This is a genomic window from Sporosarcina sp. 179-K 3D1 HS (assembly GCF_047228905.1).
Lineage (GTDB): Bacteria > Bacillota > Bacilli > Bacillales_A > Planococcaceae > Sporosarcina.
This window is the reverse complement of record NZ_JBFEGI010000001.1, coordinates 267,566-281,587: the sequence shown is the minus strand read 5'-3', so window position 1 is coordinate 281,587 and position 14,022 is coordinate 267,566. Positions and strand designations below refer to the sequence as shown.

The window sequence follows — 14,022 nt, the reverse complement described above, 5'->3', positions numbered from 1 at the left end:
ATGGTGCAGTACGAAGTCTTGACCGACATCGGTAGAAAGAGGACGATCAATGAAGATAGCGCTGCCGTTTATACGCTTCCGGAAGGGATTCTCCTGGCAGTTGTTGCAGATGGCATGGGTGGCCATCGGGGTGGGGATTTTGCCAGTTCGACGGCGATCCAAATATTCGGGAAGCGCTTCAAAGAACTGGAAACGGAGCAGCTGGACTCCGAATTCCCCTGGGATGAGTGGCTCCAGGAATCGGTCATCCACGTCAATGGACTACTCTATGAACATGCCAAGGACAATGAAGAACTTTCCGGTATGGGAACGACATTGGAGGCCGTTCTCATTCACGGGAACACTTGCTTCGTTTCGCATATCGGTGACAGCCGTGTCTATGTACTGAACGAAAACGGCATCCGGCAAGTGACAAGAGATCATTCATATGTCAACGTCCTGTTGGAAAGTGGGGAAATCACGGAGGAAGAGGCGGCTGTCCATCCACAGCGAAATTGGATTATGCGAGCGGTCGGCTCCGAGAGAACGATACAGCCCGATTTTTATACGGTTGAATTGACTGATGTCTCATATTTGCTGGTCTGTACCGATGGCCTGAGCAATAAAGTATGTAAGCAGTCCATCAGTGATATCGTGTTGACGAATGTATCCCTCCGTGAAAAAGCTAGAAATCTTATTGATTTGGCGAATCAAAGAGGCGGCGAAGACAACATCTCAGTCATCCTCATCGAACTGGCCGACAGGGAGGGGGATCGCCCATGATCGGAAACAGAATCGGGGGACGTTATGAGATCCTGAAAGGAATCGGGGATGGGGGGATGTCGAAAGTCTATCTGGCCCATGACATCATACTGAACCGGGATGTCGCCATCAAGGTCCTCAATTATGATTTTGCCAATGAAGATGAATTGAAGCGGAGGTTCAAGCGGGAGGCGCTATCCGCAACAAGCCTGACCCATCCGAACATCGTCGATATATTCGATGTCGGGGAGGAGGGGGAACTTCATTACCTCGTCATGGAATATGTCGAAGGGCAAACCTTGAAGAAATTCATCCAATCGAATGGTCCCCTGCGCCCGGAAGAGGCGGTGCCGATCATGCGCCAGCTCGTTTCGGCCATCTCGAATGCCCATCATAACGGCATTATTCATAGGGATATCAAACCGCAAAATATTTTGATGGATGCGGACGGTAATGTGAAAATAACCGATTTCGGCATTGCAATGGCGCTTAGCGCAACAGTCCATACGAAGACGAATTCTGTAATCGGGACGGTCCATTATTTATCGCCCGAACAAGCACGCGGCGGCATGGCTACGAAAAAGTCAGATATCTATTCGCTTGGAATCGTATTTTATGAACTGTTGACGGGTGAATTGCCGTTCTCAGCAGAAACGGCTGTGGCTATCGCATTAAAACATTTACAGGAAGAAACTCCATCCGTCAAGGAACTGTTCCCCGACATTCCACAAAGTGTGGAAAATGTCATCTTGAAAGCGACCGCGAAAGACGCGGCATACCGCTACCAATCGGCGGATGAGATGTATGACGATTTATTGACCGTATTATCACCGGAACGTCTTAATGAAGAAAAATTCACGATTCCGTTTGACGATGAAAAAACCATGGCTATACCTGCAATCCGTGAAGCGGAAAAGTTTGAAAATGTAGAAGAGACGAAGAAAATCGATCCCGTCGCTACGACAACAGATCCCGATCCTCCTTCCAAGAAGAAAAAGAGGAAGAAATGGCCGATCCTCCTTGGTTTGGTCGTAGTAATCGCATTAGTGGTTCTCTTCTTATGGATGTCTGGATTCCTCGGGCCGAAACAAAAAGAAATTCCGGACGTGGAGAACTTGGAAGTTTCCGAAGCGGAAGCGCTTTTGACAAAAGAAGGCTTTAAAGTGGAGGGGCAAGAGGAAGAACCGTCCGATATGATAGAAGAAGGACGTGTAATCCGGACCATTCCGGAAGCTGGCGAAAAACAGGATGTCGGAACGGCCATCATGCTAATAGTCAGTACGGGGGAAGAAACGACCGTTATGAGCGATTATACGGGGAAAGGTTACACACAGATCGCCAATCTGTTGGCAGGATATGATTTTAAATCCATTACAGCGAATGAAGTATTTTCCGATGAACCGCCCGGAACGATCATTGGCCAAGATCCTCCTGCAGAGACTGAGGTCATTCCGGGCGATACCGATTTGGTCTTTACAGTGAGCAAGGGAATCGAAAAGAAGGCAGTGGCTGATTTGAAAGGGTTTAGCGAAAGCCAGTTGACCGATTATGCTAAAAGTTCAGGATTTGAAATTAAAATCGTCGGTGAACAGCATTCGAATTCGGTGCCTGCCGGTCATGTCATTTCCCAAAAACCGCAATCCCCGACTGAACTGGCGAAAGGCGGGAAGATTGAGGTTGTCTTATCACAAGGCCCGGTGAAGAAACCGGTTAAACATATTATTCAAACCGTGACGATTGAATATGCACCACCAGCGACGGGACATGAGGATTCCGAAAACGGGGAGTATGGGGAAGAGCAGGAACGGGTTCCACAGACTATCCGCATTTATATCCAGGACCGGAAACATTCATTAACCGATCCAGTTGAAGAATTTCCGATTACCGAAACGACAACGAGACGGATTACGATCGAACTGGAAGAAGGTCAAGTTGGGGCCTATCGGATCATGCGCGACTCCGAAGAAATTGCACAACAGAAATTCACATATGAGGATGCTCAATAGAAAGAGGGATAGGATGCCGGAAGGACAAATCAGGAAGGCGATAAGCGGATTTTATTACGTGGAAGCAAATGGGGAATTGATTCAATGTAAAGGGAGAGGGGTTTTCAGAAATCGTGGAATTACTCCTCTTGTCGGTGATTTTGTCACCTATGTCCCGGACGGAAAAAATGACGCAACGGTCACGGTTGTTCATGAACGGCGCAATGAGCTAGTCCGGCCGCCAATTGCCAATGTTGACCAAGCCTTGCTCGTGTTTTCCATGGTGGAGCCTGAATTCAGCCTTCATTTGCTGGACCGGTTTCTCGTGGTGGTCGAATCATTCGGCATTGAGCCGGTCATTTGCCTGACCAAAAAAGACTTGGCACATGAAACGAAACGTAGTAAGGTCGAAGAAGCCGCTTCCTATTACGAGGAGATCGGGTACGATGTCATTCAGACATTCATTGGGGATGAGTCGCTGTTTGAAATGCTGAAACCGTATCTGAAAGGGAAAACGACGGTCTTGGCCGGACAATCTGGTGTTGGAAAATCGACGTTGTTGAATACGATGTTACCGTCATTGGAATTGAAAACCGGGGAGATTTCGGATGCGCTCGGACGAGGAAGACATACGACGCGCCATGTGGAACTGCATGAGGTGGCCGGAGGATTAGTAGCGGATACACCGGGGTTCAGTTCCCTCGATTTCGACCATATCGAAAGAGAGGAATTGTCCCGCTATTTTATCGATTTCGAAGAGGCGTCCGTGAATTGTAAATTCCGGGGATGTCTGCATTTGAAAGAGCCGAAATGTGCGGTGAAAGACAAGGTGGAGGCCGGTGACATCCCACGCCACCGATACGATCACTATTTGCAATTTATGCAGGAAATTACCGACCGAAAGCCGAGGTATGATAGAAATGATTAAAATAGCACCTTCCATATTATCAGCAGATTTTTCAAAACTTGCCGAGGAAGTGAAAGAGGTGGAGGCGGCTGGTGCCGAATTGATCCACATTGATGTAATGGACGGCCATTTTGTCCCGAATATTACAATGGGGCCTATCGTGGTGGAAGCGTTGCGGCCTGTCACCAATCTTCCATTAGATGTGCATTTGATGATTGAAAATCCCGATGCTTATATTGAAGCTTTTGCCGATGCGGGTGCGGATTATATCACGGTTCATGTGGAAGCTTGCCGTCATTTGCATCGCACGTTGCAGTTGATTCGGTCGAAAGGGGTCAAATCGGGGGTCGTCCTCAATCCGCATACACCGGTCGAATCCATTTTGCACGTTTTGGACGAGGTGGACATGGTTCTCTTTATGACGGTCAATCCGGGCTTTGGTGGCCAGAAGTTTATCCATTCGGTTATCCCGAAAGTCAAGCAATTGGCGGATATTATCAAAGAGCGGGGTCTGTTGATCGAAATTGAAATCGATGGGGGCATCAATGAAGAGACCATCATCCCATGCGTAGAAGCGGGCGCGACTATTTTTGTCGCTGGTTCTGCCATTTATAATGCGCCAAATCGCGCAGAAGCATTGCAAAAGATAAAATCCGCCGGTGAAGGGGCGCTGACCCAATGAAGATCGCAATCATTTGTGCAGGAGGACCGGAGTCTGATGTCCTGGACTTCAATGCGTTTGCTGAAGAGGATGTTTTGTATGTCGGAGCGGACCGGGGAGCAGTTCATTTATTGAATAGAGGAGTTATTCCGGATGCCGCCATCGGGGATTTTGATTCCGTAACGGAGACAGAATATAAGCAAATTATGGAGTCGGTCAGTTATATGGAGAAAGCCGACTCGGAAAAAGACGAGACCGACACGGAGCTCGCGGTCTTGCACGCACTCTCCTATAAACCCGATTGCGTCATTTTGACGGGGGTGACAGGGGGGCGATTGGATCATGCCGAGGCCGCCCTCCATTTAATTTACCGTTTGCAAGAAGAAAACAAGCACATTAAATTTTTGATTGGCAATCAAACGAATGAAATGTCCATTCTCCGGGCAGGTGTACATAGGGTGACGAGGAATGAGAGATTCCCTTACATCTCTTTTTTCTCCTTCATCGGCCCAGTGAAAAAGCTGACATTGACTGGCTTTAAATATGAAACTGTCGATGCCATGCTTGAAATGGGCTCAACAAGATTCACCAGCAATGAAACCGCCTCAGAAGTTTGTACTATCTCTTTCCGGGAAGGCATATGCTTAATGGTAAGGAGTTCAGATTCCTGAAAGGGGTGGGGATTTGCGAGTTTACACATTTACGCTACCGAAATTCGTGAGTGGCTTTGTGAGAAAATGTATGGTCGCTTTCCAAAAAGACGAAAAACCCAAAGCGATCGCCAAAAGCAAGGGGAAAAGGAAAAAAGAAAAAGCGCAAGGCTGACTCGATCCAGCCTTGCGTTTTTTTCTGAGTTTCTTAGGTTTAGTGCAAATGGAAAATGGCATAGATTTTTTATAGTCATCGCCCATAGTTTGAGAGAAGCGCTGATAACTGTTGCGGTGTGCTCATAGTTCGGGTGAAGCGCTGAAAACTGTTGCGATGTGCTCATAGTTCGGGTGAAGCGCTGATAACTTTTGCGGAGAGCTCATAGTTTGGGAGAAGCGCTGATAACTTTTGATGCGTGCTCATAATTTGGGAGAAGCGCTGATAACTGTTGCGGTGCGCTCATAGTTTGGGAGAAGCGCTGATAACTGTTGCGGCGCGCCCATAGTTTGGGAGAAGCGCTGATAACTGTTGCCATACGCCCATATTTTGGTAGAAGCGCTGATAACTTTCCTGGAGCGCTCATAAGTCGTGAGAACCGCCCATAAACGACTTTCCCCACAACACAAAAAAGCTAATGCCCCATAATATTATGGATCATTAGCTTTTTCTTCTTCGTGCGTGAAGATTCGCCCGCATGTTTATGCGCACCTTACGCTTCCGTTCTATTAAACGCGTTGAACTTTACCTGATTTAAGTGCTCTTGCGGAAACCCATACACGCTTTGGTTTACCGTTAACAAGAATACGGACTTTTTGAAGGTTCGCACCCCATGTACGTCTGTTAGCGTTCATCGCGTGGGAACGGGCATTCCCTGCACGGGCTTTGCGTCCTGTGATAACACATTCTTTAGCCATTTCAGTTACCTCCTTGCGAATGATGATTAAGCGATCTACTTGTTATTCGCATACCATAGTACTTTATCATATAGAATGTCGGGTTGCAACCATTTTCGAGACATCTTTCAAGTGGTTTCCCTTGACGCTCTTGCACTCCAGATAGGAATGCTTTCTTTTATTATGCCTAGGGGTGTAGTACAATATATGAAGTCAATCAGGATGCAAGGGGGATCTACTCATGTCAATCGAAGTGAAGAACGAGTTCGGTAAAATCGATATCACCAATGACGTCATTGCGCAAGTGGTCGGGGAAGCGGCAATCGAGTGTTATGGAATTGTCGGGATGGCTTCAAGACATCAGATCCGGGATGGCCTGACCGAAATTCTTCGGAAAGAGAATTTTGGGCGGGGTGTCATTGTCCGTACAATCGGTGACGAAATTCATATTGATATGTATATAATTGTCGGATATGGAACGAAAATTTCCGAGGTCGCCTACCAAGTTCAATCCAAAGTGATGTATACCTTGAAAAAGACATTGGGCATGACCGTGACATCCGTTAATATTTTTGTTCAAGGAGTTCGGGTGACGAACTTGTAAAAGGAGGATACGTTTGTAATGAAGGTTATCGATGGTTTGAAATTTGCGGAAATGGTGGAGATGGGTGCCCACCATCTGTATCAGAACGCTGACTACGTTGATTCGCTTAATGTCTTTCCTGTACCGGATGGAGATACCGGAACGAATATGAATTTGTCGATGTCCTCCGGCGCGAAAGAAACGAAAGAAAATGCAGTTCCCCATATTGGTCAAACGGCACAGGCGCTGTCGAAAGGCTTGTTAATGGGAGCCCGGGGCAATTCAGGTGTAATCCTGTCCCAATTGTTCCGCGGTTTCGGAAAAGCGATCGAAGGAGAAGCTACCGTCGATAGCGTTAAGTTTGCGGATGCCTTGCAATATGGGGTGGAAACGGCGTATAAGGCGGTGATGAAGCCCGTCGAGGGGACCATCTTGACGGTTGCGAAAGATGCGGCGCGTCACGCAGTTGAAGTGGCCGGTACGACGGAAGATGTAGTGGCAGTCATGGAAGCGGTCATCCAAGAGGCAAAAGCATCGCTCGACCGGACACCTGATCTATTGCCTGTCTTGAAAGAGGTCGGCGTGGTCGATAGCGGTGGACAAGGTCTCGTCTATGTATACGAGGGCTTTTTGGCATGCTTGAAAGGGGAAGCGCTTCCCGCAAAAACTTCCATCCAATCGATGGAAGACCTTGTGAACGCAGAGCATCACCGCAGCGTGCAAGGGTTTATGAATACGGAAGATATTGTGTATGGCTACTGTACAGAATTCATGGTGAAGTTCGAAGACGCCAAACTGCAAGACAATCCGTTCGATGAGACCGTGTTTCGTCAAGCGCTAAGCGAATACGGAGACTCCTTGCTTGTCATTTCGGACGAGGAAGTGGCGAAAGTACATATCCATACTGAAGAACCTGGAGACGCCCTGAATTATGGTCAAAACTTTGGCTCCTTAATTAAAATAAAAATTGAGAACATGCGCGAACAGCATAGCGAAATCGTCGGAGAAAACCATAGCGCTTCCCTTCCAGCTAAAGTGGAACAACATCCATATGCCGTCGTTACTGTCGCAATGGGATCCGGTATCTCAGAATTATTGAAAAGTGTCGGAGCTTCCGCTGTCATTGAAGGCGGCCAGACGATGAATCCTTCGACAGAGGATATCGTGAAGGCGATCAAAGATGTTGGAGCAGAGCGGGTGCTCATCTTACCAAATAATAAGAACATTATCATGGCGGCGGAGCAAGCTGCTGAAGTGGCTGGTATCGAAGCGGCTGTTGTGCCGACAAGATCGGTACCGCAAGGGTTGGCTGCCATTCTCGCTTTTAATCCGGAAGTAGAGGTCAGTGCCAACGCCTCGGCTATGACGGAGGCGGCTTCCGCCGTGAAAACGGGACAAGTCACCTACGCTGTGAGAGACACATCGATTGACGGAGTCGAGATTAAAAAAGATCATTTCATGGGGATTTCGGAAAGCAAAATCGTCACTTCTGCCCCATCTGTGGATGAAGTGATGAAAACATTGCTCGCCTCCATGATTGATGAGGATGACGAGATTGTCACCATCATCTATGGTGAAGACATTAGCGAAGAAGATGCTGAAACTATAGGGGAATATATAGAGAAAACGTACGATCAGGTTGAAGTGGAACTGTATGCCGGCAAACAACCGTTATATCCTTACATCATTTCGGTTGAATAAAAAGTTATCATAAACAGGTGGAGAAAAGTGAGTTTTTCTTCGCCTGTTTTTTATTCGTCCATTTCAGCATTTTTAATTCAAAATGAAACATATTCTCCTGACCTACAACTTTGTTTTTCTATTATATATTGTGTAAAATATTTAGTAGGACAGAACATATGAACGGAAGGAGCCAGTACTATGAAATTCAGAACGGTTTACGGAGACATTGAGCCGACGAGTGGCGGACTGGCAGTCACCCCAACCAGTATAGCGCTACATGATAAAATATTTAGGAATGAACCGGGCAACCATGACAGTTTCAATTCATGAACCGATCACAAATCTAAAAGGGGTCGGGAAAGTCGCGAGCGAGCAATTCGAGTCGCTTGGAATCTCGACAATCGAAGATCTCGTCATGACCTTTCCGTACCGACACGAGGATTTTCGGTTGAAGGACTTGTCGGAAACGCCGCATAATGAGCGGGTGACCATTGAGGGAAGGGTGGAGAGCGAGCCGTCCGTCTTATATTTAGGCAAGAAGCGCTCCCGTTTGCAATTGCGCCTTCTGACCGGCCATCATCTGATCAAAGCCGTTTTTTTTAACCAGCATTATTTGAAAGAACGGCTTGCGCCGGGCATGATTGTCACCGTCACGGGCAAGTGGGACCGGGGACGTCAAGTGATCAATGTGAGCAATTTTAAGGATGGGCCGAAAACCGAACAAGCGGATTTTGAACCTGTCTATAGTCTAAAGGCAGTCATGCAGCAAAAGACATTCCGCCGTTTCATGCGCTCCGCGTTGGATACGGTTGCTGGCCAATATGACGAGACGTTGCCGCAAGACATCCGGGAAGCGTACCGGTTGCCAAGCATCGGCGAGGCGTTGGAAATGATTCACTTTCCGACCAATCCTGCAGATGTCAAGCAAGCAAGGAGACGGTTTGCTTATGAAGAACTTCTTCTCTTCCAATTGAAAATGCAGGGCATGAAAAAGGCGAGGAAAGAGGCGGAAAAGGGCCAGGCAATCGAATATGAACTGTCCCGGTTGAAGCGGTTCATCGACACATTGCCGTTTGAATTGACGAATGCCCAAAAGAGAGTCGTCAATGAGCTGTGCGCCGAGTTGAAAAGCCCGATCCGGATGAATCGTCTATTGCAAGGTGATGTCGGTTCGGGGAAAACCGTCGTGGCAGCAATTGCCCTGTTTGCTGTCATTACGGCGGGGTATCAGGGAGCATTGATGGCGCCGACTGAAATACTGGCCGAACAGCATGCTGCGTCCCTTGCGGAGTGGCTGGAGCCGCATGACGTCACCGTTGCATTTTTGGCCGGCTCGACGAAAGGGAAAGCAAGAAAGATTATTTTGGAGAAGTTGGAAAAAGGGGAGATCGACCTCCTTATAGGAACGCATGCCCTCATTCAACCAGACGTCACCTTCCATCGCCTCGGTCTCGTCATAACGGATGAGCAGCACCGGTTCGGGGTTGAGCAACGCCGGATTTTACGGGATAAAGGCATTAATCCGGACGTTCTGTTCATGACGGCGACCCCAATCCCCCGGACGCTTGCCATCACCGCTTTCGGTGAAATGGATATTTCCATTTTGGATGAATTGCCGGCAGGACGGAAAAAAATTGAAACCCATTGGTTGAAAGAGGACTCCCTTTTGCCCGTTTTGCGCAAAATGGACCAAGAACTGCGGGCTGGACGGCAAGCTTATGTCATTTGCCCCCTGATCGAGGAGTCCGATAAGTTGGATGTGCAAAATGCGGTCGATGTCCATGCCCAATTGTCCCAACATTTTGCCGGTCGGTATACAGTCGGCTTGATGCATGGCCGCTTGCCTACTGATGAAAAAGATGCGATCATGCGAGAGTTCAGTTCGGGGCAGATTCATGTGCTTGTTTCCACGACTGTCGTTGAAGTTGGTGTCAACGTCCCAAATGCGACCTTCATGCTTATCTATGACGCGACGCGCTTCGGTCTTGCGCAGCTTCACCAGTTAAGGGGCCGCGTTGGGCGCGGTGCAGATCAATCCTATTGTGTTCTTCTTGCTGATCCGAAAACGGAGGAAGGGAAGGAACGGATGCAGACGATGACGGAAACGAATGATGGCTTTTTATTGGCGGAGAAAGACCTGGAACTTCGGGGCGCAGGAGATGTCTTCGGTAAGAAGCAAAGCGGGATGCCGGAATTCAAAGTGGCTGATTTAGTCCATGATTACAGGGTATTGAATACAGCCAAAGCGGATGCTGAACGGCTGCTGGAGTCGCCCAGCTTCTGGCGAGATGCGGAGTACGCTCATCTACGCATCCAATTGGAACAGTCTGGTGCATTGGACGGGGGCCGGATCGATTGATCATGGTTCATCGCCTGCTGATCTTCGTTATGGGATCAGCAGGCCTTTCTTTGACTCTTTATTTTCTAAGCTTGCATTCCTAGTACGATATTTATATACTGGTGTTAGTACCAAGTGCTAATCCGGAAGGTGAATTTATTGAGAATACCGAAGCAGGAGAGACAACGCCGTCTTGGAGAGTTGCTTGAAGAAAACCCTTTTATGACTGATGAAGAACTGTCAGATCATTTTTCTGTAAGTGTTCAAACAATACGATTGGACCGGTTGGAACTTGGAATTCCCGAACTACGGGAACGGCTGAAATCCGTTGCGTCCCGCACGATGCAGGGGGAAGTGAAGTCCCTTCATTCCGATGAAATCATCGGGGATATTGTCGATATTGAACTGGATAAACGAGCCTTGTCCATTTTTGATGTGACGGAGGATCATGTGTTTCAACGAAATGGGATAGCGCGAGGGCATCATTTATTCGCACAGGCGAATTCCCTTGCTGTGGCCGTTTTGGACGAAGACTTGGCTTTGACCGCAAAATCCAATCTGAATTTTATTAAACCTGTGAAAGCAGGGGATCGGGTCGTCGCCCGTGCCGAAGTGAAAGACAGAGGTCCTGAAGATAAGCGGACATTGGTTGAAGTGGTATCAACGGTCGGTGACGAAACGGTCTTCATCGGTCAATTTTACATGTATCGCACGACGGATGGAAAGTAGGAGGAATCGACGTGATCATAGCAGTTGATGGGATGGGCGGAGATAACGCCCCCGCGGAAATTGTGGCGGGTGCCCTGAAAAGTCTGGAAGCATTTGAAGACATTCAAATACATATTTATGGTGATGAGACGGCAATCGCTCCACACGTGCAACAAAATGACCGGTTGAAAGTCATCCATTGCACCGAAAAGATCGAACCGGATGATGAACCGGTCCGGGCCATACGCAGGAAGAAAGACGCCTCCATGGTAAGAATGGCGCAAGCGGTCCATGATGGCCAAGCGGATGCTGGCGTTTCCGCGGGCAATACAGGGGCGCTCGTAGCGGCCGGATTGTTCCTTGTCGGCCGAATGGAAGGGATTGAACGTCCTGCACTCGCTCCAACATTGCCGACTGTGGATGGACAAGGGTTCCTGCTGCTCGATGTGGGTGCCAATGCGGATTCGAAGCCGTTTCACCTGAAGCAATTTGCTATCATGGGAAGTATCTATGCGGAAAAAGTGCGCGGTATCAGCAATCCTCGCGTCGGTTTATTGAATATCGGGACCGAAGAAGGAAAAGGGAATGAGCTGACGAAAACAGCTTATGAACTGCTATCAGATGCGCCGATTCATTTCATCGGAAACGTCGAAGGCAGAGATCTATTGACAGGCGTTGCGGATGTCATCGTCACAGATGGTTTCACTGGAAATATGGTCTTGAAGACAATTGAAGGGACCGCGCTTGGATTCTTTTCGATGCTGAAAGAAGTCTATACTGCATCGATGAAAACGAAATTGTCGGCGGCCCTTGCTAAAAATGAACTTCGAGCGTTGAAAGGGAAATTGGATTATACAGAGTACGGCGGTGCCGGCCTGTTCGGTTTGCAATCGCCGATCATCAAAGCGCATGGTTCTTCGAACGCGAACGCCATATTGAACGCGATTCGCCAGGCAAGGACAATGGTGCAATATGACGTCAGCGGAACCATCCGTGAGACGATTGGAAAGGCGGAGACAGAATGACAAAAGTGGCATTTGTGTTCCCGGGGCAAGGATCACAGTCGGTCGGAATGGGAAAAGAGCTCACAGAAACGAATGAAACGAGTAAACAGTATTTGGAGAAGGCCGATCAAGTTCTCGGTTTCGGGCTAAGCAAGTTAATTTTGGAAGGTCCGCAAGAAGAACTGACGCTGACATATAATGCGCAGCCAGCTCTGTTGACAATCGGTTCAATGATTGCCGCCAGACTGATGGAGGAAGGAATTTCACCTGAATATACGGCGGGGCATAGCCTAGGTGAATATACCGCTCTAGTCGCTTCGGGAGTTCTCTCTTTTGAAGATGGTGTTTCATTGGTCCATAAACGCGGTTTATATATGAATGAAGCAGTTCCGGCCGGGCAAGGTGCAATGGCCGCCATCCTAGGCCTGGATGGCCACAGGTTGAAAGAAGTGACGGATGCGATCACGGCAGAAGGAGATCCGGTCCAGCCGGCGAATATGAACTGTCCGGGGCAAATTGTCATTTCAGGTTCCAAAGAAGGAGTAGCGAAAGCATGTGTCCAGCTGAAAGAAGCGGGGGCGAAACGGGCGATCCCTCTCGATGTCAGCGGCCCATTCCACTCTTCTCTAATGAAACCTGCAGCCTCCAAGCTGAGTGATGCATTGGATGGCGTGGCCATGTCGGGTGCAAAGATTCCAGTCATCGCCAATGTCAATGCTGCGCCTGTGCGAAATGAGGACGTAATAAAAGGCTTGCTTGTCGAGCAGCTGTATTCGCCAGTTTTATGGGAAGATTCTGTCCGGACCATGCTGGAGTTAGGCGTCACTCATTTCATTGAATGCGGGCCAGGGAAAGTGTTGAGCGGTCTCATTAAGAAGATTGATAGAAGCGCTACGGTCTTATCAGCGTATGATGAAGAAACAGTGCAAGCCGTTGTGGAATCGGCGAAAGGATGGTCATAAATGGGTAGGTTTGAAGGAAAAGCGGCGATCGTTACGGGGGCGTCCCGTGGAATTGGTCGAGAAATCGCCCTTTTATTAGGGGCGGAAGGAGCCCGCGTAGCAGTGAATTACAGCGGTAGTAAAGAGAAAGCTGATGAAGTCGTCGGTTTGATTCAAGAGGCTGGTGGCGAGGCATTTGCGATTCAGGCAGATGTCTCGGATTCGGAAAGTGTCAAGAACATGATCGATGAAACGTTGAAAACGTTCGGCTCTATTGATATTCTAGTGAACAATGCGGGCATCACCAGGGACAACCTTCTCATGAGGATGAAGGAAGACGAATGGGATGATGTCATCAATATCAATATGAAAGGCGTGTTCCTCTGCACAAAAGCGGTCACGCGCCAAATGATGAAGCAGCGGGCAGGTAAGATTGTCAACGTCGCTTCGATCGTCGGAGTGTCCGGCAACCCGGGACAAGCGAATTACGTCGCTGCCAAAGCGGGGGTTATCGGCTTTACGAAAACGGCCGCCAAAGAACTGGCCACACGGAATATCAATGTCAACGCGGTCGCACCGGGATTCATCACGACAGATATGACGGAAGTGCTGACGGATGAAGTGAAAGAACAAATGCTCTCCGTCATCCCGCTCGGTAAACTCGGCAGCCCGCAAGACGTCGCTCGTTCGGTCCTCTTCCTGCTGTCCGATGATGCGGCCTATATTACGGGGCAAACCATCCATGTTGATGGTGGAATGGTGATGTAAGAGTGTTCTAGACAGTACACTTCATGAGTATCGGGACACTCAGTTGATTGGAGTGGAAGGCGGCGACTCCTGGGGGATCAGCGGGACAGGTGAGACCCCGCAGGGAGCGCAGCGACTGAGGAGGCTCACCGCCCGCCCCCCGGAAAGCGTCCGCCTGGAACG

15 protein-coding genes are annotated in these 14,022 nt (G+C 48.7%); 14 read left to right on the top strand and 1 reads right to left on the bottom strand.

Going from position 1 to position 14,022, the window contains the following annotated elements:
* The 6 genes from AB1K83_RS01430 to spoVM are packed head-to-tail and all read left to right on the top strand — an operon-like array spanning position 1 to position 5,119.
* Complete coding sequence (locus AB1K83_RS01430; RefSeq protein ID WP_413056363.1) at positions 1–762, top strand: Stp1/IreP family PP2C-type Ser/Thr phosphatase; 762 nt, start codon at positions 1–3, stop codon at positions 760–762.
* Entirely contained in the window at positions 759–2,747 is a 1,989-nt protein-coding gene (gene pknB, locus AB1K83_RS01425) for a Stk1 family PASTA domain-containing Ser/Thr kinase (RefSeq protein WP_413056362.1), read from the top strand. Before AB1K83_RS01430 ends, pknB begins: the two co-directional genes overlap by 4 nt.
* A gap of 13 nt (positions 2,748–2,760) precedes the next feature.
* A complete protein-coding gene (rsgA, locus tag AB1K83_RS01420; protein WP_413056361.1) occupies positions 2,761–3,654 on the top strand; it encodes a ribosome small subunit-dependent GTPase A in 894 nt (297 codons plus the stop codon).
* A complete protein-coding gene (rpe, locus tag AB1K83_RS01415) occupies positions 3,647–4,315 on the top strand; it encodes a ribulose-phosphate 3-epimerase (RefSeq protein ID WP_413056360.1) in 669 nt (222 codons plus the stop codon). Before rsgA ends, rpe begins: the two co-directional genes overlap by 8 nt.
* Positions 4,312–4,965: a thiamine diphosphokinase gene (locus tag AB1K83_RS01410; RefSeq protein ID WP_413056359.1), complete on the top strand. Its 654-nt coding sequence runs from the start codon at positions 4,312–4,314 to the stop codon at positions 4,963–4,965. Before rpe ends, AB1K83_RS01410 begins: the two co-directional genes overlap by 4 nt.
* Before the next feature lie 13 nt (positions 4,966–4,978).
* Positions 4,979–5,119, top strand: a complete 141-nt coding sequence (gene spoVM, locus AB1K83_RS01405) for a stage V sporulation protein SpoVM (RefSeq protein WP_413056358.1) — start codon at positions 4,979–4,981, stop codon at positions 5,117–5,119.
* Positions 5,120–5,667: 548 nt separating this feature from the next.
* Here spoVM and rpmB read toward each other — a convergent pair.
* Positions 5,668–5,856 carry a 50S ribosomal protein L28 gene (rpmB, locus tag AB1K83_RS01400; protein WP_041073990.1) on the bottom strand — a complete coding sequence of 63 codons (189 nt, stop codon included), beginning with the start codon at positions 5,854–5,856 and terminating at the stop codon, positions 5,668–5,670.
* Between the two features lie 220 nt (positions 5,857–6,076).
* On the opposite strand from rpmB, the gene AB1K83_RS01395 reads away from it, so the two are divergent.
* The 8 genes from AB1K83_RS01395 to fabG all read left to right on the top strand — a co-directional run bounded on the left by AB1K83_RS01395 (position 6,077) and on the right by fabG (position 13,860).
* Complete coding sequence (locus tag AB1K83_RS01395; protein ID WP_413056357.1) at positions 6,077–6,439, top strand: Asp23/Gls24 family envelope stress response protein; 363 nt, start codon at positions 6,077–6,079, stop codon at positions 6,437–6,439.
* Positions 6,440–6,457: 18 nt separating this feature from the next.
* On the top strand, positions 6,458–8,119 hold the full coding sequence (locus AB1K83_RS01390) for a DAK2 domain-containing protein (RefSeq protein ID WP_413056356.1): 1,662 nt from the start codon (positions 6,458–6,460) through the stop codon (positions 8,117–8,119).
* 180 nt (positions 8,120–8,299) lie between these two features.
* Positions 8,300–8,431: a hypothetical protein gene (locus AB1K83_RS01385; RefSeq protein ID WP_413056355.1), complete on the top strand. Its 132-nt coding sequence runs from the start codon at positions 8,300–8,302 to the stop codon at positions 8,429–8,431.
* Positions 8,412–10,460 (top strand): ATP-dependent DNA helicase RecG, encoded by a 2,049-nt coding sequence (gene recG / locus AB1K83_RS01380; RefSeq protein WP_413056354.1) that lies wholly within the window; start codon positions 8,412–8,414, stop codon positions 10,458–10,460. Before AB1K83_RS01385 ends, recG begins: the two co-directional genes overlap by 20 nt.
* 138 nt (positions 10,461–10,598) lie before the next feature.
* Positions 10,599–11,168, top strand: a complete 570-nt coding sequence (gene fapR / locus AB1K83_RS01375; RefSeq protein WP_413056353.1) for a transcription factor FapR — start codon at positions 10,599–10,601, stop codon at positions 11,166–11,168.
* 11 nt (positions 11,169–11,179) lie between these two features.
* A complete protein-coding gene (gene plsX / locus AB1K83_RS01370) occupies positions 11,180–12,172 on the top strand; it encodes a phosphate acyltransferase PlsX (protein WP_413056352.1) in 993 nt (330 codons plus the stop codon).
* Positions 12,169–13,113: an ACP S-malonyltransferase gene (gene fabD / locus AB1K83_RS01365; protein ID WP_413056351.1), complete on the top strand. Its 945-nt coding sequence runs from the start codon at positions 12,169–12,171 to the stop codon at positions 13,111–13,113. Before plsX ends, fabD begins: the two co-directional genes overlap by 4 nt.
* On the top strand, positions 13,114–13,860 hold the full coding sequence (fabG, locus tag AB1K83_RS01360) for a 3-oxoacyl-[acyl-carrier-protein] reductase (RefSeq protein WP_413056350.1): 747 nt from the start codon (positions 13,114–13,116) through the stop codon (positions 13,858–13,860).
* The last annotated feature ends 162 nt before the right edge of the window (positions 13,861–14,022 follow it).

Coding starts and splice junctions, on each gene's coding strand:
- rpe (WP_413056360.1), top strand. CDS start 3,647: ATGATTAAAATAGCACCTTCCATATTATCAGCAGATTTTTCAAAACTT.
- rsgA (WP_413056361.1), top strand. CDS start 2,761: ATGCCGGAAGGACAAATCAGGAAGGCGATAAGCGGATTTTATTACGTG.
- AB1K83_RS01430 (WP_413056363.1), top strand. CDS start 1: ATGGTGCAGTACGAAGTCTTGACCGACATCGGTAGAAAGAGGACGATC.
- AB1K83_RS01385 (WP_413056355.1), top strand. CDS start 8,300: ATGAAATTCAGAACGGTTTACGGAGACATTGAGCCGACGAGTGGCGGA.
- fabD (WP_413056351.1), top strand. CDS start 12,169: ATGACAAAAGTGGCATTTGTGTTCCCGGGGCAAGGATCACAGTCGGTC.
- AB1K83_RS01410 (WP_413056359.1), top strand. CDS start 4,312: ATGAAGATCGCAATCATTTGTGCAGGAGGACCGGAGTCTGATGTCCTG.
- recG (WP_413056354.1), top strand. CDS start 8,412: ATGACAGTTTCAATTCATGAACCGATCACAAATCTAAAAGGGGTCGGG.
- fabG (WP_413056350.1), top strand. CDS start 13,114: ATGGGTAGGTTTGAAGGAAAAGCGGCGATCGTTACGGGGGCGTCCCGT.
- rpmB (WP_041073990.1), bottom strand. CDS start 5,856: ATGGCTAAAGAATGTGTTATCACAGGACGCAAAGCCCGTGCAGGGAAT.
- AB1K83_RS01390 (WP_413056356.1), top strand. CDS start 6,458: ATGAAGGTTATCGATGGTTTGAAATTTGCGGAAATGGTGGAGATGGGT.
- AB1K83_RS01395 (WP_413056357.1), top strand. CDS start 6,077: ATGTCAATCGAAGTGAAGAACGAGTTCGGTAAAATCGATATCACCAAT.
- pknB (WP_413056362.1), top strand. CDS start 759: ATGATCGGAAACAGAATCGGGGGACGTTATGAGATCCTGAAAGGAATC.